19 protein-coding genes and 1 pseudogene are annotated in these 23,761 nt (G+C 60.9%); 1 reads left to right on the forward strand and 19 read right to left on the reverse strand.

The window, feature by feature from the left end; translation table 11 throughout:
* Positions 1 to 30 precede the first annotated feature (30 nt).
* The 3 genes from argJ to T9A_RS10150 all read right to left on the reverse strand — a co-directional run bounded on the left by argJ (position 31) and on the right by T9A_RS10150 (position 5,166).
* Positions 31 to 1,233 (reverse strand): bifunctional glutamate N-acetyltransferase/amino-acid acetyltransferase ArgJ, encoded by a 1,203-nt coding sequence (gene argJ, locus T9A_RS10140; RefSeq protein WP_035247993.1) that lies wholly within the window; start codon positions 1,231 to 1,233, stop codon positions 31 to 33.
* Positions 1,234 to 1,345: 112 nt separating this feature from the next.
* Positions 1,346 to 4,060, reverse strand: a complete 2,715-nt coding sequence (gene secA, locus T9A_RS10145) for a preprotein translocase subunit SecA (protein WP_035247996.1) — start codon at positions 4,058 to 4,060, stop codon at positions 1,346 to 1,348.
* 173 nt (positions 4,061 to 4,233) lie between these two features.
* The gene (locus T9A_RS10150; protein ID WP_035247997.1) at positions 4,234 to 5,166 is read right to left on the reverse strand and encodes a M23 family metallopeptidase; all 933 of its coding nucleotides are present in this window, start codon (positions 5,164 to 5,166) and stop codon (positions 4,234 to 4,236) included.
* 101 nt (positions 5,167 to 5,267) lie between these two features.
* On the opposite strand from T9A_RS10150, the gene T9A_RS10155 reads away from it, so the two are divergent.
* The gene (locus T9A_RS10155; protein ID WP_035248000.1) at positions 5,268 to 5,726 is read left to right on the forward strand and encodes a hypothetical protein; all 459 of its coding nucleotides are present in this window, start codon (positions 5,268 to 5,270) and stop codon (positions 5,724 to 5,726) included.
* Positions 5,727 to 6,055: 329 nt separating this feature from the next.
* On the opposite strand, the gene lpxC is transcribed toward T9A_RS10155, so the two are convergent.
* The 16 genes and pseudogenes from lpxC to mraZ form a co-directional block, all read right to left on the reverse strand.
* Positions 6,056 to 6,973 (reverse strand): UDP-3-O-acyl-N-acetylglucosamine deacetylase, encoded by a 918-nt coding sequence (gene lpxC, locus T9A_RS10160; RefSeq protein ID WP_035248002.1) that lies wholly within the window; start codon positions 6,971 to 6,973, stop codon positions 6,056 to 6,058.
* Positions 6,974 to 7,083: 110 nt separating this feature from the next.
* Complete coding sequence (gene ftsZ, locus T9A_RS10165; RefSeq protein WP_035248004.1) at positions 7,084 to 8,253, reverse strand: cell division protein FtsZ; 1,170 nt, start codon at positions 8,251 to 8,253, stop codon at positions 7,084 to 7,086.
* Between the two features lie 125 nt (positions 8,254 to 8,378).
* Positions 8,379 to 9,614: a cell division protein FtsA gene (ftsA, locus tag T9A_RS10170; RefSeq protein ID WP_035248224.1), complete on the reverse strand. Its 1,236-nt coding sequence runs from the start codon at positions 9,612 to 9,614 to the stop codon at positions 8,379 to 8,381.
* A gap of 19 nt (positions 9,615 to 9,633) precedes the next feature.
* Entirely contained in the window at positions 9,634 to 10,407 is a 774-nt protein-coding gene (locus tag T9A_RS10175; RefSeq protein WP_035248007.1) for a cell division protein FtsQ/DivIB, read from the reverse strand.
* Positions 10,400 to 11,323, reverse strand: a complete 924-nt coding sequence (locus tag T9A_RS10180; protein WP_035248009.1) for a D-alanine--D-alanine ligase — start codon at positions 11,321 to 11,323, stop codon at positions 10,400 to 10,402. Before T9A_RS10180 ends, T9A_RS10175 begins: the two co-directional genes overlap by 8 nt.
* Complete coding sequence (murC, locus tag T9A_RS10185) at positions 11,316 to 12,746, reverse strand: UDP-N-acetylmuramate--L-alanine ligase (protein WP_035248011.1); 1,431 nt, start codon at positions 12,744 to 12,746, stop codon at positions 11,316 to 11,318. The genes T9A_RS10180 and murC overlap by 8 nt, the downstream gene beginning before the upstream one ends.
* Positions 12,736 to 13,809, reverse strand: coding sequence for an undecaprenyldiphospho-muramoylpentapeptide beta-N-acetylglucosaminyltransferase (murG, locus tag T9A_RS10190; RefSeq protein ID WP_035248013.1), 1,074 nt, complete (start codon positions 13,807 to 13,809; stop codon positions 12,736 to 12,738). The genes murC and murG overlap by 11 nt, the downstream gene beginning before the upstream one ends.
* Entirely contained in the window at positions 13,806 to 14,963 is a 1,158-nt protein-coding gene (ftsW, locus tag T9A_RS10195) for a putative lipid II flippase FtsW (RefSeq protein WP_052042798.1), read from the reverse strand. Before ftsW ends, murG begins: the two co-directional genes overlap by 4 nt.
* Positions 14,956 to 16,281, reverse strand: a complete 1,326-nt coding sequence (gene murD / locus T9A_RS10200; RefSeq protein WP_035248015.1) for a UDP-N-acetylmuramoyl-L-alanine--D-glutamate ligase — start codon at positions 16,279 to 16,281, stop codon at positions 14,956 to 14,958. Before murD ends, ftsW begins: the two co-directional genes overlap by 8 nt.
* 17 nt (positions 16,282 to 16,298) lie before the next feature.
* Complete coding sequence (gene mraY / locus T9A_RS10205) at positions 16,299 to 17,381, reverse strand: phospho-N-acetylmuramoyl-pentapeptide-transferase (RefSeq protein WP_035248018.1); 1,083 nt, start codon at positions 17,379 to 17,381, stop codon at positions 16,299 to 16,301.
* On the reverse strand, positions 17,381 to 18,739 hold the full coding sequence (locus T9A_RS10210) for a UDP-N-acetylmuramoyl-tripeptide--D-alanyl-D-alanine ligase (protein ID WP_052042801.1): 1,359 nt from the start codon (positions 18,737 to 18,739) through the stop codon (positions 17,381 to 17,383). Before T9A_RS10210 ends, mraY begins: the two co-directional genes overlap by 1 nt.
* The gene (locus tag T9A_RS10215) at positions 18,736 to 20,208 is read right to left on the reverse strand and encodes a UDP-N-acetylmuramoyl-L-alanyl-D-glutamate--2,6-diaminopimelate ligase (protein ID WP_035248021.1); all 1,473 of its coding nucleotides are present in this window, start codon (positions 20,206 to 20,208) and stop codon (positions 18,736 to 18,738) included. Before T9A_RS10215 ends, T9A_RS10210 begins: the two co-directional genes overlap by 4 nt.
* Entirely contained in the window at positions 20,205 to 21,926 is a 1,722-nt protein-coding gene (locus tag T9A_RS10220; protein WP_035248023.1) for a peptidoglycan D,D-transpeptidase FtsI family protein, read from the reverse strand. The genes T9A_RS10215 and T9A_RS10220 overlap by 4 nt, the downstream gene beginning before the upstream one ends.
* Entirely contained in the window at positions 21,923 to 22,189 is a 267-nt protein-coding gene (gene ftsL, locus T9A_RS10225; RefSeq protein ID WP_035248025.1) for a cell division protein FtsL, read from the reverse strand. Before ftsL ends, T9A_RS10220 begins: the two co-directional genes overlap by 4 nt.
* Positions 22,189 to 23,125: pseudogene (gene rsmH, locus T9A_RS10230) on the reverse strand (16S rRNA (cytosine(1402)-N(4))-methyltransferase RsmH). The gene ftsL and the pseudogene rsmH overlap by 1 nt, the downstream one beginning before the upstream one ends.
* On the reverse strand, positions 23,125 to 23,565 hold the full coding sequence (gene mraZ, locus T9A_RS10235) for a division/cell wall cluster transcriptional repressor MraZ (RefSeq protein ID WP_035248027.1): 441 nt from the start codon (positions 23,563 to 23,565) through the stop codon (positions 23,125 to 23,127). The pseudogene rsmH and the gene mraZ overlap by 1 nt, the downstream one beginning before the upstream one ends.
* Positions 23,566 to 23,761: the final 196 nt, after the last annotated feature.

The raw sequence follows: 23,761 nt of genomic DNA on the forward strand, positions 1-23,761 counted from the left end.
GCGTCGGGCGTCGGGCGTCGGGCGTTCAGATTATGTGCGATATTCCGCGTTGATCTTCACGTAGTCGTAGCTGAAATCACAGGTCCAGACGGTGCACTCGGCATCGCCGCTGGCCAGATCCGCACTGATGCTGATTTCCGGCTGGGCCATCACCGCTGCACCTTTCGCCTCTTCGTAGCTATCCGCCACACCGCCCTGCTCCACCAACAACAGGTCATCCAGCCAGACATTGACCTTGTCCACGTCCAGGGACGCAATGGGGGCTCTGCCGATGGCAGCCAGAATACGGCCCCAGTTGGGGTCGGAAGCAAACAGCGCAGTCTTCACCAGGGGGGAATGGGCAATGGTTTCCGCCACAATACGGGCGTCGGATTCACTGGCCGCCCCGGCCACGGTAATCGACACAAATTTGGTGGCGCCTTCGCCATCGCGCACCAGAGCCTGAGCCAGCTCGACGAACACGCTTTCCAGAGCCTGATACAGTACCTGGCTATGGTCATCCAGCGCCTGAATCTCCGGCATCTCCGCCGCAGCGGTGCTGATCAGCATGCAGGCATCGTTGGTGGAGGTGTCGCCGTCCACTGTGACCCGGTTGAAGGACTTGTCCGCCAGGGCCTTCACCCACTGATCCAGCAGGGGTTTGGCGATAGGCGCATCGGTGGCGATAAAGCCCAGCATGGTGGCCATGTTCGGCTTGATCATGCCCGAGCCCTTGGCCATGCCGGTGACGGTAATCGGCACGCCGTCAATCTCCACCCGCCGGCTGGTAAGCTTGGGGTAGGTATCGGTGGTCATGATGCCTTCTGACGCACGGCCCCAGTGATGCTCATCCAGTTCCGCCAATGCCTTGGGCAAGCCCGTCGCAAACGCCGGCAACGGGAACTGCTCACCGATTACCCCGGTGGAATACGGCAGGATCTGATCCTCGGCGCAACCAGCCGCATCGGCCAACAGGCGACAGCTGGCCAGACAGTTTTCCATGCCCTTCTTGCCGGTGCCCGCGTTGGCATAGCCGGTATTGATCATCAGGTATCTGGGTGCCCCTGTGGCAAGACGGCTTTTTGCCACCTGCACCGGCGCGGCGCAAAAACGGTTCAAGGTGAAAATTCCGCTGACACGGGAATCTTCGCTCAGCTCCAGCACCACCAGATCCTTGCGGTTGGCCTTCTTGATGCCAGCTTCAACAGCGGCAAGACGGATACCGGGGACGGGCAACCATTCTGTCTGTGTCATAACCAATCCTTTAGCGTTCAGCGACAAGCTTCAAGCCACAAGCCCAAACAAAGAAAGCACCGGCGTTGCCGGTGCTCTGGTTTTCCTTGCAGCTTGTAGCTTGAGGCAGCTGTTATTCAATCTTGCCGTGGCACTGCTTGTATTTCTTGCCCGAGCCACAAGGGCAAGGTTCATTACGACCCACCTTTCGACCTTCGCGAACCACGGTCTTGGTACCATCAGCCTGATTGTTCTGGCCGGCCGTACCATCAGTGCCCGGTTCCGGAGCCGCCTGCATCTTCATTTTTTCTGCCTGACGAAGGGCTTCTTCCTGGCGCTGCTGCTCGAGGCGCTCCACTTCGTCATCACGTCGAACCTGGAAGCTGTGCAGCACTCGAATCAGCTCATGCTGGATCTGGTTGAGCAGCCCCTGGAACAACTCGAAAGACTCTTTCTTGTATTCCTGCTTGGGGTTCTTCTGCGCATAGCCGCGCAGATGAATGCCCTGACGCAGGTGGTCCATGCTGGCCAGATGCTCTTTCCAGTGACGGTCGAGGATCTGCAGCATCAGGTGTTTCTCGATCTTGCGCAGGTCTTCGACGCCGATCTCCCCTTCCTTGCGCAGATAGTCCTGCTCCAGGGCTTCTACCAGCTTCTCGATGACACCGTCTATGTGCATCTGGTTGTCTTCGTTGAGCCACTGGCCCACCGGTGCATTGCACTGGAATTCTGCCTCCAGGGTTTTCTCCAGGCCCGGCACATCCCACTGGTCTTCCACGGAACCCGGCGGCAAGTAACTGTGCACCAGCTCGGTCACCACATCATAACGAATGCCTTGCACGGAGGTGCGCAGGTCGTCGGTTTCCAGAATCTGGTCGCGCTGGGTGTAGATCACGCGACGCTGGTCATTGGCCACGTCATCGTATTCCAGCAGGTTCTTGCGGATATCGAAGTTACGCCCTTCCACCTTGCGCTGGGCATTCTCGATGGCACGGGTCACCCAGCGGTGCTCAATGGCCTCGCCGTTCTCCAGCCCCAGGGAGCGCATCATGTTGCGAATGCGGTCCGAGGCGAAAATCCGCATCAGGTCATCTTCCATTGACAGGAAGAAGCGGGTGTAGCCCGGATCACCCTGACGACCGGCACGACCGCGGAGCTGGTTATCGATACGGCGAGACTCGTGACGCTCTGTGCCGATGATATGCAGGCCGCCAGCTTCCATCACGGTGTCATGGTTACCCTGCCACTCGGAGCGAATTTTTTCCGCTTCCTTGTCCGAGGGGGTATCCATGTGCTTGATCTGCTCTTCCGGATTGCCCCCCAGCACGATATCGGTACCGCGACCCGCCATGTTGGTGGCGATCGTTACCGCACCGGGACGACCCGCCTGGGCAATAATCTGTGCTTCACGCTGGTGGAACTTGGCGTTCAGTACCTCGTGGGCAATCTTGTCTTTTTTCAGGCGCTGGGAGAGATACTCGGACGATTCAATGGTCGCGGTACCCACCAGCACCGGGGCACCCTTGGCCACCGCTTCGCTGATTTCCTTGACGATGGCGTCGAATTTTTCTTCCAGTGTCAGATACACCAGATCATTGGCATCAACACGGACCATGGGCCGATTGGTCGGCACCACCACCACATCCATGCCATAAATCTGACGGAATTCCAGGGCCTCGGTATCAGCCGTACCGGTCATACCCGCCAGCTTGTTGTAGAGGCGGAAGTAGTTCTGGAAGGTGGTAGATGCCAGGGTCTGGTTTTCCTGCTGGATATTCACCCCTTCTTTGGCTTCGATCGCCTGGTGAATGCCCTCGGACCAGCGACGTCCGGGCATGGTACGGCCGGTGTGCTCGTCAACGATAACGATCTGGTTGTTCTGAACAATATAGTCCCGGTCCACATGGAATAAAGCGTGGGCCTTCAGCGCCGCATGAACATGATGAAGCAGCGCCAGGTTATGAGCTGCGTAAAGGCTTTCGCCCTGCTCCAGCAGGCTATTACTGACCAGCAGCGCCTCAATCTTCTGATGTCCGGTTTCCGTCAACTCGACCTGACGCTGCTTTTCATCAACAAAGTAATCGCCTTCCTGCTCTTCCGTCTCGGCAGTGAGTCTTGGCATCAGTTTATTGACGGCCGCATACAGCTCGGAGGAATCGGCTGACGGCCCGGAAATGATAAGCGGAGTGCGGGATTCGTCGATGAGGATGGAATCCACCTCATCCACAATCGCGTAGTTAAGACCACGCTGAACCCGGTCTTCCAGGCGAAAGGCCATGTTGTCGCGCAGGTAGTCGAACCCGTACTCGTTGTTGGTACCGTAGGTAATATCAGACGCGTAGGCCGCCCGCTTCTCATCGGTGGGCTGCTGGGAAAGAATCACACCAACACTGAGGCCCAGAAATTCGTAAAGGGGCCGCATCCAGTTAGCGTCCCGCTCGGCCAGATAGTCATTCACTGTGACCACGTGCACGCCTTCGCCGGACAGCGCATTCAGATACGCCGCCAGGGTCGCGGTCAGGGTTTTACCCTCACCGGTGCGCATTTCGGAAATACGACCCTCATGCAGAGCGATACCGCCCATCATCTGCACGTCGAAATGACGCATACCCATCACCCGGGTGGAGGCTTCGCGCACCACCGCAAAGGCTTCCGGCAGCAATTCATCCAGGGTCTTGCCGTCCTGGAACGCCTGACGGAATTCACGGGTCTTGAGCTGCAGGTCCGCTTCGCTGAGCTGTGCCAGCGCTTCCCCGTGGCTGTTGATCGTTTCGACCAACTTGGCCATGCGTTTCAGCTCACGATCATTCTTGGTGCCGATGATTTTTTTTACGATGGTACCCAGCATACAACTTCCGGTTCGGTAAAAAGTCAGGACAAATAGCCCGTTGGCGGCAAAGTGCTGGCCGCAAGGTGAGCCATTCTAAACACAATAAGATGAAGAGATAAGGTGGTATTCCCGGTTATCAAGGGTGCTTAACCAAAAACGGCCCCTTGTAGGGGCCGTTTTTCGCCTGTTATTCAACGTCGGGCGCGGTAAATATAGGGCTGAGGGTTCACCTGAGCGCCATTTTTAAGCACTTCATAATGAATGTGCGGGCCGGTGGAGCGACCGGAATTGCCTACTTTGCCGATAACGTCCCCGGTGCGAACAATCTCACCCGGCTCCACCAGTAATTCCAGGGCATGCCCATAGCGGGTGGCAATACCATTGCCGTGGTTGATTTCCACCATCAGGCCATAGCCGGAGCGGTCACCGGAATAGGTCACGACACCGGCGCCGGTGGCAATAATCGGTGTGCCTTCCTTGCCGGCAAAATCCACCCCTTTATGCCAGGCCACACGGCCGGTGAACGGATCAGAACGACGCCCGAAGCGGCTGGACATCCAACCCTTGGCCAACGGCCGGCCGGACAGGTAGGTTTGGTCTTGGATCTGCTTGCCGGCCAGCAGGTTTTCCAGAATCTCCAGCTGACGCTCGCGGCGTTCCAGGGTTTGCGCCATCTGGTTCACCGCTTCCATAAAGGAAGGCAATTCGTAGCTGGCACCCTCCTCCGAGCCTTCCGGTCCACCCAAGCCAGGGACAGTGCTGAAATCAAACTCTTCGCCGTCAATATCGGCCACTTCCACCAGCCGCTCACCCAGCGCATCCAGCCGAACCAGACGAGCCTGGGCCTGGGCCAATTTCAGGGTCAGTGCCCGGAACTGCTCCTGGCTGAGTCGATCCAGGGATTCCAGGGCTTTTTGCTGCTCTTCCAGATGGGTGGAGAAACGTTCGGTCATTACCGGCGTATACTCGGGCTGATCGCTGAGTTGCGACACCAGTAGGTAGCCGCCAACACCCATCAGCACCGGCACAACCACCAGCACGGCAGCCAGTAACCAGGGCCAGTGTCGCGGAACCGGAAGTGTGCGCGAATGGCCACGCTTGCTGTTAATGACTAAGATATTCATAAATTCGTGTAACGCACCGGCCAAAAATTAAGAAATTCAAATAGTTGCACTGGTTTTCTTGATTGTTTTTTACAATTTGCAGGCTAGTCTAAGTAAAACCTATGAGCAAGACAACTTCGCCCAAAGCCCTGCTCGCACTGCTAAGTGGTCATCCTACTCTCTCTGGTCTAACCAGGGAGGCCAAAAAGACCGCTCGCCAGGAGCCGGACACCGCAGCAGCCCCCGACCCGCTTGACTGCCTGCCGCCGGCACTGCGCGAGCGGGTCACCCTGGTGGAAGACAGCATGCGCTGGCTGGCCATTGCCGAAACCAGCGCCACTGCGCAGCTATTGCGTTTTCATCTGCCCAAACTGCAGCAGGCCCTGCCCGGCCAGCAGATCAAGATCGTGGTGGGCGGCAAACGCCAGATGCAGAAAAGCAACGTCCGTGCCAACCAACAGGACAAGCCCAGATTGGCCAGAGAAAGCGCCAGACAAATTGCCGATCTGGCTGACACCATTGAGGACAAAGGCCTCAAGGCATCCTTGCAGCGGCTGGCCAGCCGCGGTGAATCAGAATAATTCGCGTATGTAGGAACGTAGCGTAGCGAAGTAACGCCCACAGGGCGGCCCCGTAGGGGTGAGCACAGCTAATAACCCATGCTCGCATGGCGAAACGAGCCTCAGCGAGGACAAGGCGGTGCGGGTTGCTCCCGATCTATCCAGTGAGACCTGTCGAGCCCGGATATTCCTGATCGCCCTGCGGGCGATTTCCTCGCTGCGCGAGGTTCGCCATGCGAGCATGGCTCCTACAAAAAAATCTTGTCTTCCCTGAAACGAAAAACCACCCGGCGGCGGGAGAACCGCCGGGTGGCAACAGGGTTTCGACGTTTACAGCGTGCAGCCGGGTATTACTCGGCCGCCGCGAGCACGGGTCGCATGTACGACACTGGCGCATCGGTGGCATCTTCGAAGGTCACCACCTCGTAGGAATCCTCCTGACGGAGAATCTCGCGCAGCAGGGCATTGTTGAGGGCATGGCCGGATTTGTGACCGATGAACTCGCCGATCAGGCTGTGACCCAGCAGATACAGGTCGCCGATGGCATCCAGCATCTTGTGCTTGACGAATTCGTCCTCGTAACGCAGCCCGTCCTCGTTGAGGATGCGATACTCATCCACCACGATGGCGTTATCGACACTGCCGCCCAGCGCCAGATTCTGGCTGCGCAGGAACTCGATATCGCGCATGAAGCCGAACGTCCGCGCCCGCGCCACTTCCTTCACAAACGAGGTCGTGGAGAAGTCGATGCTGGACACCTGGTTACGCTCTTCAAACACCGGGTGGTCGAATTCGATGGAGAAGGTCACCTTGAAGCCATCAAAGGGAACGAAAGTCGCTGACTTGTCGCCCTCACGCACCGTGACTTCTTTCTTGATGCGGATGAACTTCTTGGCCGCTTCCTGCTCCTTGATGCCAGCAGACTGCAGCAGGAACACAAAAGGACCGGCACTGCCGTCCATGATCGGCATTTCCGGCGCGGACAGCTCCACGAAGGCGTTATCGATGCCCAGCCCTGCCATGGCAGACAGGAAATGCTCCACCGTGCCCACCTTCACGCCATCCTGAACCAGGGTCGACGACAAAGTGGTCTCGCGGACGGCATCGGCAGACGCCTTGATCTCCACCACCGGATCCAGGTCCACACGCCGGAACACGATACCGGTATCCACCGGTGCCGGGCGTACGGTCATGTAGACCTTTTCGCCGGTGTGAAGTCCCACGCCGGTGGCGCGGATCACGTTTTTCAGCGTTCGTTGTCTGATCATCAGTCTGTCACACAGCTGCGGGTATCCTGCAGGATACCGCTTTCCTCAACACAAAATTAGGGCGTAATTATACTGCAATGCCCTGATTTTGCACCCTTGGCGCCAGACCGTTAGTCGGCCTGGCGACGAAGGAAGGTCGGGATATCAATGAAATCCAGATCTTCCGCGGTGCTCACCGCCTGCTGACCACGGCCGCTGGCCGCCTGCTGGGCCGCGCGTTTGCGCTCCACTGCCGGGCGATCCAGGTCGCTGTAGTCCACCCGACCATCCGCGGTGACGGGGGTCTGACGACCACGTACCACTTTTAGTTCCTGCTGGGCGGCGGCGCCCAGGCCGGTAGCAACCACGGTGACACTGATGCTGTCGCCCATGTCCGGGTCGATGGCGGTGCCGATGATCACGTTGGCGTCATCGCTGGCCAGTTCGCTGACGATGTCACCCACTTCGGAGAACTCGTCCAGAGCGATGGACTCGTTGGCGGTGATGTTGATCAGGATACCGCGGGCGCCGCGCAGGTCCACATCCTCCAGCAGCGGGCTGGAAATGGCTGCCTGGGCCGCTTCTGCCGCCCGGTTTTCGCCGCTGGCAGTACCGGTACCCATCATGGCCGTACCCATTTCGCTCATCACCGTGCGCACGTCAGCGAAATCCACGTTGATCATGCCCGGGCGAACGATCAGGTCGGCAATCCCTTTTACGGCACCCTGCAGCACTTCGTTGGCCGCCTTGAAGGCGTCCAGCAGGCTGGTGGAGCCGCCGAGAACCGCTTGCAGCTTCTCGTTGGGGATGGTGATCAGGGAGTGAACATGCTCCTTCAGCTCCTCGATACCTTCCTGGGCGGAGCGCATGCGCTTCTTGCCCTCGAAGGGGAACGGCTTGGTCACCACCGCCACGGTCAGGATACCCAGTTCCTTGGCGATTTCAGCCACCACAGGGGCGGCGCCGGTGCCGGTGCCGCCGCCCATACCGGCGGTAACGAACACCATATCAGCGCCGTCCAGCAGCTCGGCGATGCGGTCACGGTCTTCCTGAGCGGATTGACGACCGATTTCCGGGTTTGCGCCTGCACCCAACCCCTTCGTCACCTGGCTGCCCAGCTGAATCACGGTTTTGGAGGAGGCATTTCGCAGTGCCTGGGCGTCGGTGTTGGCGCAGATAAAATCCACCCCTTCCACACCGGAACGCACCATGTGATCCACGGCGTTACCGCCGCCACCACCGACACCTACCACTTTAATGACCGCGCCATGCGGTACGCTGTCTTCCAGTTTGAATTGCATGGTTGATCTCCCGTTATTGCTTCCCTGTTACTACTTTGAACGTCATTTAACGTCGAATTGTCCCGGTGATGTTGCTGCGGCCCGGAACTGCCGCTTCCGCAAAAACTGTTAACCGGCTCAGGAAACTAGAAGTTGCCCTTGAACCAGTTTTTGAAACGCTCTACCCAGTTCACTTCCCCGCCACCGGCAAGGGCGCGGGCACTGGTGCCGTCCTTTTCCATGCGCTGGCCATACAACAGCAGGCCCACCGCGGTGGAATAGATCGGGTTCTTGACCACATCAATGAGCCCGGAGATACCCTGCGGGGACCCCAGACGCACCGGCATGTGAAAGATTTCTTCGGCCAGATCCACCGCGCCCTCGATCTTGGAGGAGCCACCGGTGAGCACGATGCCACCGGGGATCAGGTCCTCGAAGCCGGAGCGACGAAGCTCGGCCTGGATCAGGGTGAACAGCTCGTCGTAACGCGGCTCCACCACCTCGGCCAGATTCTGGCGGCTGAGGGTACGTGGCGGCCGGTCGCCCACGCTGGGCACCTTGATGGTTTCGTCCGCGCCGGCCAGCTGGGTCAGCGCGCAGGCGTACTTGATCTTGATCTCGTCTGCGTGCTGCTTGGGGGTCCGCAGAGCCATGGCGATATCGTTAGTCACCTGGTCCCCGGCAATGGGGATGTTGGCGGTGTGACGAATGGCGCCTTCGGTGAAAATGGCGATATCCGTGGTACCGCCACCGATATCGACGATGCAGACACCCAGTTCGCGCTCGTCCTCGGTCAACACGGCGTGAGCACTCGCTAACTGCTCAAGGATGATGTCATCGACCTCCAGGTTGCAGCGGCGCACACATTTCTCGATGTTCTGGGCGGCGTTCACGGCACAGGTCACCAGATGCACCTTGGCTTCCAGACGCACACCGCTCATGCCGATGGGCTCACGCACACCCTCCTGGTTGTCCACCACATATTCCTGGGGCAGCACGTGCAGGGTTTTCTGATCTGCCGGGATCGCCACCGCCTGGGCCGCGTCGATCACCCGGTCGATATCCGCCTGGGCCACTTCCCGGTCGCGAATGGCTACGATGCCGTGGGAATTGAGGCTACGCACATGGGAACCGGCGATGCCCGCATACACCGTATGAATGTGGCAACCGGCCATCAGCTCGGCCTCTTCCACTGCCCGCTGGATGGAGCGCACAGTGGCTTCGATATCCACTACCACGCCCTTCTTCATCCCCCGGGACGGCTGGGAGCCAATGCCGACAATTTCCATGGTGCCATCGGCGGATGACTGACCGACGATGGCCACCACCTTGGAGGTGCCAATGTCGAGTCCGACAATCATGTTTTCTGATGCGTTTGCCATGTCATCCATTCTCCTAAAACTAGCTTTGCTCGCCCCAGGTCACCGCCATGCCATCGGCATAGCGCAGGTCGACCCGGGTTACCCGGCGGCTGTCCGTGCTCAGCACACCGCGATAGAGCCGCACAAAGCGGCGCAGTTTGCTGGTGTACGCTTCACGGTCTACCACCAGCTGCATATCGTTGTTCAGGGTCAGTCGCGCGGTCAGTCGTGCGTTGACCTCCATACTGCGAATCCCCAGGTCCACATCTGCCAGCATCTTGCCCATGCTGTGATAGAACCCCATCACTTCTTCCAGCCGCTGTTGCGGTCCACTCAGCCGCGGCAGGCCGCTCAGGTCATACTGCTTGAGCGCCTTGAACGGCTCGCCGCTGTCTGAAATCAGCACGGTGTCATTCCACACCGCCACCGGGCGCCGCTCTTCCACGGTCAACACCACGGTGTCGGGCCACTGCCGGCGAACGGAAACCCGCTCCACCCAGCTCAGGCCCTGTGCCTGCTGGTAGATGTCTTCCAGCGGCACGGAAAAATAATTTTCGTCGCGAACCAGCGCCGCCAGGGCGGTCTGGATCTGCTGTTGACGGCGCACATCGGTGACACCGTCCACACCCACCTTGCGCACCGGATAGCCGTCCAGTGCTGCCGGCAGATAGATCACACCGACCAGCAACACCGCCGCCACGGTGCCGACCAGCATCCAGGGCACCGCTGCTGCCAACCGCTCATTGAGCGGTACGCCGGCTTTTTTCACCGGCTTGCGGCGGGCCCCGCGCGGGGTCGCGGCCTGCTTAGCCATCACCTCTTTCCAGCGCATCCAGCAGGATTTCGCCCACCAGGGTGTCGAAATCCCGCCCGGCGGCCTTGGCCGCCATGGGCACCAGGGAGTGATCGGTCATTCCCGGTACCGTGTTCACTTCCAGCAACTGCCAGTTGCCCTGCTCGTCACGCATCACGTCCACCCGGCCCCAGCCGTGGCAGCCAGCTACCCGGAAAGCGGTCAGGGCCAGTTGGCGCAGGGCCTGCTCATCAGACTCGTCCAGTCCGGCCGGGCACAGGTACTCGGTGCTGTTGGACTGGTACTTGGCTTCAAAGTCATAAAACGCATTCGGTGTCTTCAGGCGGATCGCCGGCAACGGCTCGTCGCCAAGGATGGCCACGGTGTATTCCGGGCCGTTGACCCAGGCTTCCACCAGCACATCGGAATCGAATTTTTCCGCTTCTTTCAGCGCCTGGGCCAGTTGCTCGGCGTTATCCGCCTTGGCCATGCCGATTGAGGAGCCTTCATGGGCCGGCTTGATCATCAACGGGAAGCCCAGGTCGGTATCATTGCGGCCGGCCACATAAAACGCCGGCGTCGGCAAGCCGGCGCCTTTCCACAGTTGTTTGGTACGCACCTTGTCCATGCCGATAGCCGAGGCCATCACTCCGGAGCCGGTATAAGGAATGCCCAGGTGCTCCAGGACCCCCTGAATCACACCGTCTTCGCCGCCCCGGCCATGCAGGGCGATAAAGGCCACATCGAAACCCTTGAGGGTATCCACGCTCTTGTAAGCCGGATCTACCAGCTCGGCGATCAGCCCCAGATTGCGCAGGGCCTGATGAACCGCCGCACCACTTTTCAGTGACACGGGACGCTCGGCGGATTTGCCGCCGGCCAGTACCGCTACCCGGCCCACGCTGGCCAGTTGCTTCTTCAGCAGCACCTTATCCACGCTTGGCGCCTCCCTGCTCAGCCAGTTCTTTGGCGATAGCACCCACATTCCCGGCGCCCTGAGTTACCAGGAGATCGCCGTCCTGCAGCTGGGTAGCCAGAATCTCTGCCAGCTTGGCCGGATCATCCACGAATACCGGTTCCACCCGGCCACGCTTGCGAATGCTGCGGCACAGGGCGCGGGCATCCGCACCGGGAATCGGGTCTTCACCGGCGCCGTAGACCTCCAGCATCAACAGCACATCCACCCCGGACAGCACGTCCACGAAGTCCTCGTAGAGGTCCTGGGTACGGGTATAGCGGTGGGGCTGGAACAGCATGGCCAGACGACGGCCCGGCCAACCGGCACGGATCGCATCGATGGTGACGGCCACTTCGCTGGGATGGTGACCGTAATCGTCCACCAGGGTCGCGCTACCGCCTTCAAAGTGATATTCGCCCTGTACATCAAAGCGCCGGCCCACTCCGGTAAAGTGGTTCAGGCCGCGAATAATGGCCTCATCGCTGGCGCCTTCATCGGCGGCCACGGCAATGGCCGCCAGGGCATTGAGTACGTTGTGCTTGCCCGGCATGTGCAACACCACATCCAGCGGCTCGCCTTCCTTGCGGATTACCCGGAAGGATGTCGTCATACCCTGCTGCTGCACGTCCTCGGCGCGCAGGTCCGCATCCTCGCTGAAGCCGTAACGGATCACCTGACGATTGACCCGTGGCAGCAGCTTGCGCACCACCGGGTCATCCACGCACATCACTGCTACACCGTAAAACGGCAGGTTGTGCAGGAATTCGATAAAGGTGTTCTCCAGCTGGGCAAAATCCCCGCCATAGGTGTGCATGTGGTCCGCTTCGATATTGGTCACGATGGCACTCATCGGCTGCAGGTGCAGGAAGCTGGCATCGGACTCATCCGCTTCCGCCACCAGATAACGGCTCTGCCCCAGGCGTGCATTGGTGCCGGCACTGTTCAGCCGCCCGCCAATCACGAAGGTGGGATCCAGGCCCGCTTCCGCCATGATCGCCGCCGTCATGGAGGTGGTAGTGGTCTTGCCATGGGTGCCGGCCACCGCAATGCCGTGACGGAAGCGCATCAGCTCGGCCAGCATCTGGGCCCGCGGTACCACCGGAATCCGGCGGGCATGGGCTTCCGCCACTTCCTCGTTCTCAGTGGTCACCGCCGTGGAGGTCACCACCACGTCGGCGCCGTCGATATTGTCCGCCCGATGGCCGATTTCCACCCGCACACCCAGGCCGCGCAGGCGTTCTACCACCGCCGATTCCTTGATGTCGCTACCGCTGATGGCATAGCCCTGGTTGGCCAGCACCTCGGCGATGCCACACATGCCCACGCCACCGATACCCACAAAGTGGATACCGCTGATACGCCGCATCTCGGGCACGATATGGATGTTGTCGTTATCGGCCATTGGCCACCTCCTCACACAGCGTGGCCGCGCGCTCGGCGCTGTCGGCCACGGCCTGCTCACGGGCACGCTGCGCCATTTGCGCCAGCAGCCCGCGTTCTGCAACCGGTTTCAATGTGCCCGCCAGGCTGGCGGCACTCATGTCCCGCTGGGGCAGCAACAGGGCCGCGCCCCGGTCTGACAGCCAGCGGGCATTCAATGTCTGGTGATCGTCCACCGCGCTAGGCAGCGGCACGAACAGGGCCGCCACGCCAGCGGCAGCCACTTCCGCCACGGTCAGGGCCCCGGCCCGACAGATCACCAGATCTGCCCAGCCGTAGGCTTCCGCCATGTCGTCGATAAATTCACTGACCTGGGCGTCCAGCCCCAGCGCCTGGTAAATCGGCGCCGCTTCGCCGGTACGGCCGGCACCACACTGGTGACGCACCTGGATATCCTGGCCCAGTACCGCCAGCAGCAGTTCCGGCAGATCCTGATTCAATATCAGCGCACCCTGGCTGCCGCCCAGTACCAACACACGCAGACTGCCCTGGTGCTGGGCATAACGTCGGGCCGGCTCTTCCAGGCTGGCAATCTCGGCGCGTACCGGATTGCCCACCCAGCAGGCATCCTGCTTGCCGAAAGCGCCCTGAAAACCTTCCAGGGTCACGGTAGCCATGCTGGACAACAACCGGTTGGTCAGCCCCGGCACCGCGTTCTGTTCGTGGACCACCACCGGTACCTTGCAAAGCCGCGCGGCCAGGCCACCGGGGCCACTGGCAAAACCGCCAAAGCCCACCGCCAGCAGCGGCTGGCGCTGGCTGATCAGGCTGCGCGCCTGCAATACCGCACGCAGCAGATTGAATGGGGCGGTGAGCTTGCGCTTGAGTCCGCCACCACGCAGCCGGGATACAGCCAGTTCGGCAATCTCGTAGCCGTACTGACGCACCAGCTTGCCTTCCATCCCGTTTTCCGCGCCCAGCCAGAGGATCCGGAAACCGCGCTCACGCAATTGATCCGCCACTGCCAGTGCCGGGAACACATGCCCGCCGGTACCGCCTGCCATGATCAGGATGGTGCCACTCATCGTGCCGCCCTCCCTCTCGCTTTCAGCTGCTCGGCTTCAGCGCCGGCGCGCAGGATCAGCCCCACCATGGCGGAGAAGATCAGCAGTGAAGAGCCGCCATAGCTGATAAACGGCAAGGTCAGCCCCTTGGTGGGCAACAGGCCCATGTTTACACCCAGGTTGATAAAGACCTGGGAGCACAAGACGAAGGCGCAGCCATAAACCAGATAGGCGTGATACAGCAGACCGCGGGTTTCCAGGCTGTGACCCAGGCGGAAGATGCGCCAGCCCAGCAGCACAAAGCCGCTGATCAACGCCAGATTCCCCAGCAGGCCCAGCTCTTCGGCCATCACCGCGTAAACAAAATCGGTATGAGCTTCCGGCAGGTAGAACAGCTTCTGCACGCTGTTGCCCAGGCCTACGCCATCCCAGTGGCCACGGCCGAAAGCGATCAGGCTCTGGGTCAACTGATAGCCGGAGCCGAACTGATCAGCCCAGGGATCGGTAAAGGTCATCAGCCGCGCCACCCGATAGGGTTCGGCAAAGGCCACCAGGGCCCCCAGTGCCACCGCCGCCAGACCAATCAGCAAGAAACGCAGGGTCGGTACACCGGACAGGAACAACATGCCCATGGCGGTGATGCCCAGTACCACCACGGCACCGAAATCCGGCTCCAGCAGCAGCAAGATGGTCAGCACGCCAAGCAACGCCAGGGGCAGCAGAAAGGCCTTCCACTCGGTTTCCAGGGCTGCCTTGCGCTCGGCGATATACCCTGCCAGGTAAAGGACGAAACAGAGTTTGACGATTTCCGAGGCCTGAATGGTCAGGCCGGGCAGCGCAATCCAGCGAGTGGAGCCGTTCACCGTGCGCCCCAGACCGGGGATGAACACCATCACCAGTACCACCAACGCCACCGGCAACATCAAGAAGCGCAACCGCTCCAGCAACGCCAAAGGCACTGCGAAATACACAAAGGCCCCGGCAGCCAGCCCCAGCGACAGATAGATGCCGTGGCGCAGGGCATAATAGAAGGGGTCGCCCAGCCGGGTTTCGGCAATCTGCAGGCTCGCAGACGAGACCATCACCAGGCCGGCCAGAGCCAACAGAATCGCTGTCCACATCAGCGTCTTGTCAAGGCCCCGGTTATCCAGCTTGAGGATCATGCGCTCAGTCATGGCACACCTCCCTGGCCCGGGCGGAGAAGTCATCACCACGGGCAACAAAGCTGGAATACATATCGAAAGACGCACAGGCTGGCGACAGCAAGACCGCATCACCGGGTTGTGCCAGTGCATGGGCCCGGGCCACAGCCGCTTCCATGTCCGCTACCAGTTCGCAGGGCGCAGCGGACATACCCTCAGCCAGGGTGCTGCGATCTTCACCCATCAGCAGGCCGGCACGCAGATACTGACGCGCCGGCTCCGTCAGCGGCGAGAAATCCTGGCCCTTGCCCTGGCCACCGGCAATCAGGATCACCTTGCCGTCGATGCTTTCACCGATACCGGTCAGGGCTGCCAGGGTGGCACCCACATTGGTGGCCTTGGAATCGTTGAACCAGCGCACGCCACCCGCTTCAGCCACCAGTTGGCAGCGGTGCGGCAGGCCGGTAAAGGCTTTCACCGTGGCCAGCGCCTTGTCACGGTTCAGGGACAAGGCATCACTGATGGCCAGCACGGAAAGGATGTTCATGGCGTTGTGATGACCGGTGAGCGCCAATTCGGACAGGGCCAGCAGCCGCTCGCCACGGCACAGTAACTGGGCGTTCTCCGTGTCCAAACGGTAATCCGCCTCCGGATGAGCACCGAAACTGATCTGACGCGGCACCCCGGCGTGGGGGCGGGTCGCCAGGTCATCCCGGTTCCACACCGCTACCTGGCAGCCATCATAGATGCGCTGCTTGGCGGCCACGTAATCGGCAAAGCTGGCGTAACGATCAAGATGGTCCTGGGACACATTGAGAATGGTCGCCACTTCCGCACTCAGGCTGTAGGTGGTTTCCAGCTGGAAACTGGAAAGCTCCAGGGCGTACAGGCGGGCCTGATCGTCCAGCAGCTCCAGAGCGGGCACGCCCAAATTGCCGCCGATCCCCGGGTTCATGCCGCAGGCTTCAGCCACCTGCCCCAGCAGTGTGGTCACCGTGCTCTTGGCGTTGGAACCGGTAATTGCCACCAGCGGCTCACTGGCGGCGCGGGCGAACAGCTCCACATCACCGATCACTTCCTTGCCGGCGACGACTTGCTCGGCGATGGCCGGAGTCGCTACAGCCACGCCGGGGCTGACGATCAGGCGACGGGCGTTGTTCATCCAACCGGACTTGAAACCGCCGGTATGGATTTTCACGTTGGGGAATTCGACGCGCAGCGCTTCCAGGCCGGCGGGTTCGGCACGGGTGTCCAGGGCGCGCACAGGCATCCCCTGGTCCGTCAGATAACGGATCACGGAACGCCCGGATACTCCCAGGCCAATTACCAGATCAAACCCGTCTTTCGCCATAAAGTTAACTCAATCCCCTATCGGATTTTCAGGGTCGCCAGACCCACCAGGACCAGAATTACGGTGATGATCCAGAAGCGCACGATGATCTTCGGCTCCGGCCATCCTTTCAGTTCAAAGTGGTGATGAATCGGCGCCATGCGAAACACACGGCGGCCGGTGAGCTTGAACGAACCCACCTGCAGCATCACCGAAACGGTTTCCATCACGAACACGCCGCCCATGATGAACAGTACGATTTCCTGGCGGACGATCACCGCCATCACACCCAGCACCGCGCCCAGGCCCAACGCGCCCACATCGCCCATGAACACTTGTGCCGGGTAAGCGTTGAACCACAGGAAGCCGAGGCCGGCGCCACACAGGGCAGCCGAAATAATCACCAGCTCGCCAGCCCCGGCCACATAGGGAATCTGCAGGTACGGGGCAAATTCCGCATGGCCACCGGCATAGGCAAAGATACCCAGGGCGCCGCCCACCAATACCGCCGGCATGATCGCCAGGCCATCCAGGCCATCGGTCAGGTTCACTGCATTGCTGGTTCCATTGATCACGAAATAGGTCAGCACGATGTAGAACCAGCCCATGTTGATGACCACATTCTTGAAGAAGGGCACGATCAGCTGGGTTTCCACCGGGCTCTGGGCGGTAAAGAACAGGGCAAAGGCCGCGCCGAGAGCACCGATGGACAACCACAGGTATTTCCAGCGGGCCGGCAGGCCGCGGGGATTTTTTTCCACCACCTTGCGCCAGTCATCCACCCAGCCCACGGCGCCGAACACGAACAGCACACCCAGGGTGATCCAGATAAAGCGGTTACTGAGGTCTGCCCACAGCAGGGTGGAAATGACGATGGCAATCAGGATCAGCGCCCCACCCATGGTGGGGGTGCCGGCCTTGCTCAGGTGACTCTTGGGGCCATCGTCACGAATGGCCTGGCCCACCTGCTTTTCCTGCAGTTTGCGGATCATGATCGGGCCCACCCAGAAGGCGATAAAAAGGGCCGTCAGCACGCTGAGAATGCCGCGCAGGGTGATGTACTGCACCACCAGGAAACCGCTGTGAAATTCTGCCAGAAGCTCAGCCAGCCATAGCAACATCAGAGTGCCCCCTGTTTCGATTTGTGAGGGCCTGCGCCCAGGATCAGTCGCTGCACCACCGCTTCCATACCGGCGCTGCGCGAACCTTTCACCAACACGGTTCCACCCTGTTGCAGAACCGGGGCACTCCAGGTTGCCGCCTGCTGATCGTTCTCTGCCGTCCTGGCACCTTCACCAAAGCCCTCGGCGGCCGCACTGGCGCCGGTCATCACTACCAGATCGCTGATCCCCGCCTGGCGGGCATAGCCACCCAGCTCTTCGATCAGCTGCTGCGCCTGCGGACCCAGCTCGCCCATGGCGCCCAGCACCAGCATCTGCGGAGCGGGCTGCACGGCCAGCCAGTCGATGGCGACACGCACGGAACCCGGATTGGCGTTGTAGGTGTCATCCACCAGCACGCCATCACCCACCGCATGCAGATTCATGCGGCCTGGCACCGGCTTGAGTTGCGCCAGGCGCGGCAGCACCTCGCCCAGGTTTACGCCCAGGGCGCGCACAGCCGCGCAGGCCAGCAAGGCATTGCTGACCTGATGGGCGCCGGGCAGCGGCACTGTCACCGTCTCGCCCAGCGGCTGAAGGACAAATTCCACCCGGTCCTGATGTAGCCGGATAGTGTCGGCGTACAGATCCGCGGGCGCCTGGCTGCCCACACGGATCACGGTAAGACCAGCCTTTTCCGCCTCACCAGCAAAGAAATCGGCAAAGCTGTCATCGTTGTTGATAATCGCCTGACCGCCGGCCTGACAACCGCCGAAGATTTCCGCCTTGGCGTTGGCAATGCCCTGCATGGAACCAAAACCTTCCAGGTGCGCGCCGGTCACATTGGTCACCAGCACCACTCGCGGCTTGGCCAGGGAACTGGTCCAGGCGATTTCACCGGGGGCATTGGCGCCCAGCTCAATCACCGCATAACGGTGTTCGCCGGCCAAGCGCAACAACGTCAGCGGCACACCGATGTCATTATTGAAGTTGCCACGGGTGGCCAGGGTGCTCTCGCCCAGCATGGCGGCAGCCATCTCCTTGACGGTGGTCTTGCCGGCGTTACCGGTTACCGCCAGGCGCTCGCTGGTAAACTGATCTGCATAACCACTGGCCAGGCGGCCCAGACCCAGGCGGGTATCGTCTACTTGCACGGCGCTGGCAAAGTCACTTTGCTCACGGTCCACCAGGGCGGCGACAGCACCACTCTCGGCGGCCCTGGCGAGGAACTCATGGGCGTCAAAACGCTCGCCCTTGAGCGCCACAAACAGGCAGCCCGGCGCCATGTCACGGGTATCAGTCACCACAGCACTGACTGTGCGGTCTTCCCCGATCAGGGTGCCGCCGGTCCACTGGGCGATCTGCGACAACCACATCATGACGCACCTCCCCGGGCGGCCAGCGCCTGGCGGGCAAGTTCTCTGTCATCACTGGGGTAACGCACGCCGTCGATTTCCTGGTAGTCCTCATGGCCCTTGCCGGCCAGCAGAATCACGTCGCCGGCCTGGGCGCTGTTGACGGTTTCCTGAACCGCCTCGGCACGATCCACATTTTCGTGGACCGCTTGCGCCCCGGTTAGACCGGCACGCATTTGATCAATAATGGTTTGCGGGTCTTCGCTGCGCGGGTTATCGCTGGTCAGCACCACGGTATCGGCGAGCTTTTCCGACACTGCCGCCATCTGCGGGCGCTTGCCCTCATCTCGGTTACCGCCACAGCCGACCACACAGAACAGGCGGCCGGCAAAGTGATCCCGGCATGCCTGCAAGGCTTTTTCCAGGCCATCCGGGGTGTGGGCATAATCCACGATCACCGTCGGACAGCCATCGGCCTGCACAGGTTCCATACGCCCCGGTACGGGAGTAATGGCGGCCAATGCTCCACCCAGCGCCTCAGCGGCCACACCCTGGCCATGCAGAATGGCCGCCACGGCCATCACATTGCTGAGATTGAAACGACCGAACAGGGGCAGACTCAACGGCACCACTGTGCCGCCCACAAACAGCTCCGCGTCGATACCTTCTGCGGTGCATTGCACGGACTGGCAACGCACGGTGGCACCCTGCTGGCTGCCGAAGGTGACACAACGAACCCCATCAGGCAGGCAGGCGATCAGGGTTTGTGCTGCCGGATCATCACAATTGATCACCGCCAGCTGCACCCCGTCGCGGGTAAACAGCATGGCCTTGGCAGCCAGGTAGGATTCCATGTCGCCGTGATAATCCAGATGATCCCGGCTCAGATTGCTGAATACCGCGGTGGTGACCAGGGTGCCGCCCAGACGATTCTGGTCCAGGGCATGGGAGGAAATCTCCATGGCTACGGTATCGGCACCAGCATCGCGCACTGTCGCCAATCCGGCCTGCAGGGTAATCGGGTCCGGGGTGGTATGACCGGTGGTCTGCTCCTGGCCTTTCAGCCCCAACCCCAGGGTACCCACCAGGGCACAGCGGTGCCCCAGCGCATTCAGTGCATCGCGCAGGAACCAGGTGATGCTGGTCTTGCCGTTGGTGCCCGTCACACCGGTAATGCGCAGGCGATTGGCCGGCTCACCGAACCAGCGCGCGGCCAGATCACCCACCTGCCCCGCCAGCCCCGGCAGATGCACGCAGGGCACCGGCTGCTGCAGATCCACGGAGAACGTCTCCGCCTCTGCCAACACCACGGCAGCACCGGCACTGATAGCCTGAGGGATAAAATGGCGGCCATCACTGGCCACGCCAGGTACAGCCACAAACACCTCGCCGGGCTGCAGGCGGCGGCTGTCGAGCTGAAGCCCGGAAATGGTAAGACCTGCCACTTGGGCAGGCAGGTTGTGCTCGGGGAGCAGTTGCTGGAGGCGCATCATGAGCGGTCCTCCGTATCCGGGCTGCCGGCCAGCAGCCCTTCGGGTCTGTCTGGTGGTACATGCAATGTCCGCAACACCCCGCCCATGATTCGGGAAAAGGCCGGAGCGGCAACCAGACCGCCGTAGTAGGCATCGCTGCGAGGGTCGTCGATAACCACCACGGTGACGATACGGGGATCGGTGGCCGGAGCCAGGCCAGCAAACAGACCGATATAGCTGTCATCTGCATAACCGCCGGAAACTACCTTGTGCACGGTGCCGGTCTTGCCAGCCACCTGGTAACCGGGCACCTGGGCGCGGCTGGCGGTCCCCACCTGACTGACCACGGTTTCCAGCATCTGCACCAGTTGCCGGGCAACCGGCTTGCCCAGCACCTGCTCACCAGCAGGCTGGCTGGCAACCTTCTTCAGAGTCAGCGGCACTTTGACGCCGTCATTGGCGATGACTGCATACGCCTGTGCCAGCTGTACCGCAGACACGCTCAAACCGTAACCATAGGAAAGCGCCGCCCGCTCCACTTCCCGCCAGTGGCTACGCAATGGCAGCATGCCGTTGCTTTCACCGGGAAAATCGATGGCAGTGGCCTGCCCGAAACCGAAACGCTCCAGGTAGTTGGGCAGCGCCAGCGGCTCCATGGCCAGGGCCAGTTTGCTGGTGCCCACGTTGGAGCTCTTGGTGAGCACGGTGGTGATATCAATCACCCCGTAGTCGCGATGGTCACGAATGGTCTTGCTTCCAACCCGCAGGGTGCCGGGATGGGTATTGATGGTAGTCGACGGGGTCACCATGCCCATTTCCATGGCCGCCGCCACGGTAAAGGGCTTCATGGTGGAGCCGGGCTCGAACAGATCTGTCACTGCCCGGTTGCGCAGGGCACCGGTATCCAGATTGCCGCGATTGTTGGGGTTGTAGGCGGGCTGATTCACCATGGCCAGCACTTCACCGGTACGCACATCCAGCACCACTGCGCTGCCGCCCTTGGCCTTGAATTGCTGCACGGCGCCGAGCAACTCCCGGTAAGCCAGGTACTGCAGACGCAGGTCAATACTCAGCGTTACGTCTTCACCGGGCTCCGCCGGCTCCAGCACTTCAATATCCTGAATTACCCGACCCAGCAGATCACGAACCACCTTCTTGCGACCGGATTTGCCAGACAGGTGTGATTCCATATCCAGCTCAACGCCTTCCTGGCCTTGATCGTCAATATTGGTAAAGCCCACCACGTGGCTAGTCACTTCACCGGCTGGATAGTAACGACGGTATTCGGTCAGCGAATGGATACCGGGAACATTCAGATCCAGCACGGCCTTGGCCGCTTCCGGCGCCAGACCGCGACCCAGATAGATAAACTCACGGGATTCGTGACGACGCACCTTGCTGGCGAAATCCTGCTGGCTGATCACCGGATTGCCCGCCAGACGCGCCCATTGCTCCTGGTTTTCCAGGGCTTCACGGGGATTGGCCCAGAGGGTGACCACCGGTGTACTGACCGCCAGGGGACGGCCATCACGATCACGAATCACGCCCCGATGTGCAGCCAGGGGTTCCACTCGCAAATTGCGGATATCCCCCTGATGGGCAAGAAAGTCATGCTGGATCACTTGCAGGTCCACCGCCCGTACCACCAGGACACAGGCACACACCAGCCAGAAGCCCAGCACAAAGCGCCAGCGCATCTGGTGATTGGGTTGCCGTGTCTTGCGAGCCTGGCGTTTCATGGCCGGATCAGCACTCTCTCATCGGTTTTCGGTAATTTCATGCCCAGCTTCTCGCGAGCCAAGCGTTCTACCCGGGCATAGCTGCCCCAGGTGCTGTGCTCCAACAGCAGCTGACTCCACTGGCTCTCCAGTCGAGTTTGCTGCTGCTTCAATTTCTGGCTCTCGTCGGTGAGTCGACGCGCCTCATGGACGCTGTAACTCACCGCCAGCGCGGAGATCACTACCAGCATCACCAGGGTGCGGATCAGCCAGGGGACGCTCATCAGGCCACCTTCTCCGCTACCCGCAACACCGCACTGCGCGAGCGAACATTCACTTTCAGCTCGGCCTTGCTGGCACGAATAGCCTTGCCAATCGGCTCCAGCCGCTGGGGCATTTCGTCGCCCAACGGCAAACCACCGCGCCCCTTGGGAGCCCGGCCGGAGTGATCGCGAATAAACAGCTTCACGATCCGGTCTTCCAGAGAATGGAAGCTGATAATGGCGAGACGCCCCGATGGCGAGCGTCTCCAGGGACTGTTCGAGCACTTGGGTCAGCGCATCCAGCTCCCCGTTTATATGTATTCGCAATGCCTGAAAACTGCGTGTGGCCGGGTGCTTGCCCGGCTCGCCGCGGCCAATGGCCGACTCGATCAGATCGGCCAGCTGCAAGGTGCGGGTAATCGGCTGCTCCTTGCGCTCTTCGCAGATACGCCGGGCAATCCGACGCGACTTGCGCTCATCGCCATAGCGATACAGCACATTGGCAATATCCTGCTCGTCGGCCCGGGCCAACCACTGCGCAACACTTTCACCCTGAGTTGGGTCCATGCGCATATCCAGCGGCCCATCACGCAGAAAGCTGAAGCCACGACCGGCATCGTCCAGTTGCGGCGACGACACACCCAGATCCAGCAACAGGCCATCAATGGGGCGACCCACCTGGTCTACCACATCAGGCAGGCAGTCAAAGCGGCTGGCCACGATCTGGAAACGGCCATCTTCCGATGCCAGCTGCTCACCCGCGGCAACGGCCTGGGGATCACGATCGATACCGGCAAGGCGCCCCTGTGCGTCCAGCTTTTCCAGCAGTGCACGGCTGTGGCCACCTCGCCCAAAGGTGCCATCCACATAAAAGCCATCACCACGGCTGAACCACATATCCAGTACCTCTTCCAGCATCACCGGCTGGTGTTCGTACTGCGCGCCCTTGTCGGTCATCAGAAGGACAACTCCTGCACACTTTCCGGCAATGCATCCGGGTCCAGGGTGCCGTCCTCTTCCAACCAGCTTTCTGCTTTCCAGATCTCAAAACGGTGCATCTGACCGATCAGCATGGCCTGCTTCTCCAGGCCGATGGCCGCCCGCAATTCCGGCGGCACCAGCAGCCGGCCATTGCTATCCATGTCAATTTCCACCGCCTGGCCGAGGAAGCGACGCTTCAGCTGACGCACCTGCGGACTGGAGTCTCGCTGGGCGGACAGTTTGCCGGCGGTTTCCATAAATTCATCACGTGGGTAAAGCGCGAGGCATTCGTCATAGGGGTGACGGGTAAGCACAAGCTGGCCGCCGCAGGCTTCGTTCAACGAAGCGCGATAACGGGTCGGCATGGTGAGCCGCCCCTTGGCATCCAGATTGAGTGATGTGCTTCCAGTAAACACTGGCCGTCCTCATGCTCGATTATTCGGTTCCTTCCCGGGGGTTCTGTTTACCCCACTTTGCGACACCGGCCGCCAAGAAATTCCCACTTTTTCCCACTTTTCACCACATTGAGACACTCTATGGCCACTGGGAACACCAAGTCAAGCGTCGACACCTGGGCAAACGTAAAAGAATTTCCAGACAAATCAGCCTGTT

It is taken from the genome of Alcanivorax jadensis T9, from assembly GCF_000756655.1.
GTDB lineage: Bacteria > Pseudomonadota > Gammaproteobacteria > Pseudomonadales > Alcanivoracaceae > Alcanivorax > Alcanivorax jadensis.